Here is a 4,409-nt window from a genome sequence, read left to right on the forward strand (position 1 = left end):
GCTACCAGGCTTCGCTGGTTGCCTTGTGTGCCATGGAAACGGAGACCAAGCAAGTGCTGGACTCAAGCGGCATCGACACCATGTACATAGTCTTCTACCTCGACTTCGCCCGGCAGCTCTTCAAGCTCTCGCACCGCCATACTATCTCCGGCCCGACGCTGGCGAAAGAGGCCCAGGTGCTGCTGGAGAAATGGCAGAACCGCGGTCTCAGGCCCGAGGTCCTCGCCGCGATACGCACCGACGTCTTCAACGTCCCCGCTCCGGCACCGTAGCGGCAGGCTGACGGATATCGCACCTCGCCTGAGAATCAGGGGCGGGCTTACGCCCGCCCCTGCTCGCATTCGGCTGTTCTCTACTCTCGACTCTCCATTCTCGCGCGCTAGCGCGCCACCACCGCCTTCTTCACCGCCCGGAATCCCGGCGTGTCGAGACGGTAGAAGTAGACACCGCGCGGCACCTGCCTGCCACGGCTGTCCTTGGCGTCCCAGCTTACCGAGTAGTTGCCCGCCTGCTGATGCCCGCTGGCCAGCGTACGCACGGTCCGACCCGTCACGTCATACACCTGCAGGCTGACGTTGCTCGCTGTCGGCAAGGCGTAGCTGATCTGGGTGTGGCTCTTGAGCGGGTTGGGGCGGCAGGAGGCCAGCGACGGCTTCACCGGTATCGGGACTGAGTTTGCGCTCTGCCCGCCTTCGCCCGAGGCCTGCTTCAGGTTGAGCTTGTTGTAGCCGACTTCGTAGTAGTTGGCCTCCGGCGTCTCGCTCCAGATGGTATGCAGATACGGTATGGCCGTGTCGCCCGAGGCCTTGTTCTGGAAGAGGACGTGCGGGTAGGTAGAGAAGGTGGCGTTGTCCGCGATGTTCAAGGTGTCGCCGAAGTCGATGCAGGCGAGGATGTCGGAGTCGGAGCCGCCGGAGCGGGTCTCTGCCCAGGCTACGATGACCGTGTCGCCCATGGCGATGGTCGGATAGTCGGAGGCTTTGCTTGAGGTGTTGCTCAGATTGGCCGCGATCTCCCAGTTGTTGTAGGCGCTGTCGGTCGAACGCTTCCGGCAGTAGACATCGGTCGTGTCGCCCTGTGCCCAGGCCACGACAATCTGGTCGGCATCGGAGTTGGTGTACGGATGAGCGGCCACGATGCCCCGGCCCGTGAGGTCGTGGACCGCGGTCCAGTTGTTGGCGATGCTCGTGCTCCGACCGTCGGTGTCCATCCGGTACTTGATGGTGCCGTTGTCTTCCCACGTGACGTGGATGCGGTCGGAGTCCGACTTGTACGGCTCGACCGTGATTGACGGGTCGCCCAGGCTTGAGCCGGTAGCCACCGTGTAGGTAGACACCGAACTGCCGTTGAACTTGGCGAGGATCAGGGACTGGGTTCCGCCCGTGGCAGTGGAGAGGAACGCGGCGTAGGCGATCCCGGACTGGGTGTATGAAGAACCGGACAGGCTGGCCGGCCCAAGCGTCGTGCCCGACACTGAGTAGAGCGTCTCCGGCCCGGTCCAGGAACTGCCGTTACGGTAGTACGCCTCCTGTATCGGCGGATTCAGCGTCTGGCTCGGCTTCCGCACTACCACCCAGCGCTTGCCGCTGGAATCCTCGGCTATCGTCGGATAGTCGCGGCCCGAGGCCAACACCGACCGCTGCCAGGTGTCGCCGTTGGCAGACCACGCGAACACGATTGCGTTGTCGAGGTCAGCGTAGACGCTGAAGAGCGAATCTGACCCGTTCTTCCGCACCAGCTTGGCTCCGTTGTTGTACTTGGTGGCGTCGCTGGTGGCACGGGAGACGTTCAAGCTCTCGCAAACATAGCGGGTCTCGCCAGTGTCATAGACGCCGGAATCGACCTCGAACGCAACTCCTGCAGTATAAAGGAGATGCACACGCACCTGGTCTATCGAAGGGCTGATCGCCGATGACTCGGCCACGGTGTGCGGGTAACAGGCGTTGGTGTCGTTGGCGACAAACGTCTCCTCTTCGCCCCGGACGAAGCCCTTGATTGTCCACTTGCCGTTGGCGTCCTTCTCCTGCCAGCAGGAAACGCCCAGCCCGGCAAAGACCGGATTCGTCTTCTCGGCTGAGCCGGTGTCGCCCGGCGTTGCCATCTGTGACCAGTTGCCGAACAGGGAGGTGGACAGGTCGCAGGTAGCGCGCTGGATGGCGTAGTTGCTGCCGTTCTTCCGGGTCCAGACGACGTTGAGCGCCGTGCCGTTGTCGTCGAACCGGCTCATGGCGTGATAGCCGTTCGCGGTTACGAGATTCGGGCTTGACCACGCAGGGACCTGACCCGATGTGCCCGGTCCGTAGTCACAGAGCATCGAGGCCAAGGTAGAGTCCCCATGCTGCCATGTGACCACCAGCGTATCAGACTGATAGACTGACACACAAGGCAGGCTGTCACCGAGGTTGGCTACGCTCTCTATCGTATCAAGCACGACCCCGCCGGTGTCCACGCGGGCATACATGATCTTCGAAGCAGCGCCAGCCGTGTCGTAGACCGGGAACACGACGCTACCGACGTACACGCCGCTGGCCTGATTCGGGTAACAGACGATCGACGGCTGCCCCGGCACGGCCGAGCTAGAACCAGCGTAGACCACCTCGTAGCTCCCGTCGCCCGTCTTGGTCCAGACAGTATCGTCGCAAACGTAGGCTATCCACTGCTCACCGTCGCCGTCCAGTGCCATCCCGGGCCGGCTGCCGGGAGCCACTACCATGGGCGGGAGGTCCGGCTCGGCCGGGCCCGCCACTACCTGCGGTCGGATCACCGATGCGTACTGGATTGACCCATCAGGAGCCCTGGCAATTAGCCGACCGGACCCCGCGATGACCGCATCGTCATACCAGAATCCAGACTCATTCACCCATCCGACCTTGCCGCTTCGAAGGTAGACTCCGCGCTTGTCTCCCCCCGGGATTGTCGTGTTGTAGACCCAACGTCCGATTGAGCCCTGAGTCACCACCGATGGACGCAGTTCCGTAGGGTACTTCGTGTCGACCGCCGAAAGACGAACGGGGAGTTGCCAAGCGATATGGGGATTCTCATCCTTCACAAGGACGCCAAACATCTGAAACACGAACCCCGTGTTCACGGGGAGAGTCGTACTGGACATCTGGCTCACTAAGAGTACCGCAGTATCGGGGTTGGTACCGTAGGTAACCACCGCAGCGGACGTATGATCGCAAACCCGAGTTTCCGCCGTGGGGATCTCGTAGGGACCATACCAGGACTCAGCGGCATTCCGCGAGAACTTGTAGACGATTCTATTGTCATCATGCCAACACACGAACATGAACCGGCCTGCGGCGACAATACACGGACGCACGCCGTCGCCCAGCCACGTGCCTGTGCCCGAACCCCAAGTCCCGCCGTAGGGGCCGGACGCCGTCTTGAACCTGATCTCTGGACTCGGTGTATTCTCACCTAGTTGATAGGCACAGTGCACGAGGTAATCCGCGCCCGAGTAGTTCGTCACAGCCAGAGATGGTGCCTTGGGCTGGTCGACCTCATACTGGTAGGGCGACACTTCCTTCGAACCGTACCAGCTTGACCCACGGTTGGTTGTGGTGCAGGCGAGAAGACCCCAGTTGGGACCGCTGTTCTGGTAGTTGTCCGAAAACGCCGCAACCATCCGCCGGCCGTCGGAGGTCAAGTACGTGCCCGCGAGACAGTGGTCGTAGTTCACGTGATTGCTCTGGGTGAGGGCCTCGTCGATAGGGCTCTGCTCATCGAGCTTATCCCACGCTGTCCTGCATTTGTAGTCTTGGTTATGGTACTCCGAGCACATCCAGAGCTTCCAACTGTCGTTCATAACAACGTAGGGGTCACCAGGCTTGTAGTCCTTATCCCAGACGACGTACGGCCATTCGCGACCGTTGTGTTGCCCATCCCAACGCGCACTTCCCGTGTACTCAAATGCTAGGAGGCTGTCGTAGGACCACCAGGGATCGCGGGTGAGGGCTTTCCGGCACTCGACACCGACGCTCGTCCAATTGGCGTAGGACATCGCCACGGCCGGTGTGCCGTTGTTCTTGGTGAGCCAGTAGTCGGACACTCCGTTCAGGTCAAACATGCAGTCGTTTGGCCCTTCCCAGGTCCACTGCCATGCGTAGTATCCAAGGGCCGATGTACACAGCGCGACCGAAGCTAGGATGGTCGCCACTATCATTCGTTTCATCGATCTCTTCCTTTCAGTACGGTCAGTACATGCTTATTCCTTTGACTTCCGTCTCAGGTCTGCTACTCTGAGACGACGGGCAGCAACAGAACTCACGTTCTGTCCTGTTACTAATCAGAGCATAAAATGTTTGACATGGGAGTCGGTTTGGTGTATACTGTGAGTAATGAGAGAAGACGATACTCGGCGTCTATCGCCGGCGGCTTTGGATGTGCTGCGTGTGCGGGTGATGAAA

The 4,409-nt window shown here is 60.9% G+C and carries 2 protein-coding genes; one reads left to right on the plus strand and one right to left on the minus strand.

The window, feature by feature from the left end:
• The first annotated feature begins 32 nt into the window (after positions 1–32).
• Positions 33–272 carry a hypothetical protein gene (locus tag FJY68_13600; GenBank protein MBM3332860.1) on the plus strand — a complete coding sequence of 80 codons (240 nt, stop codon included), beginning with the start codon at positions 33–35 and terminating at the stop codon, positions 270–272.
• Between the two features lie 107 nt (positions 273–379).
• Here FJY68_13600 and FJY68_13605 read toward each other — a convergent pair whose 3' ends face one another.
• Entirely contained in the window at positions 380–4,174 is a 3,795-nt protein-coding gene (locus FJY68_13605; protein ID MBM3332861.1) for a T9SS type A sorting domain-containing protein, read from the minus strand.
• Positions 4,175–4,409: the final 235 nt, after the last annotated feature.

Source organism: candidate division WOR-3 bacterium, assembly GCA_016867815.1.
Lineage (GTDB): Bacteria > Hydrothermota > Tepidihabitantia > Tepidihabitantales > Tepidihabitantaceae > UBA2258.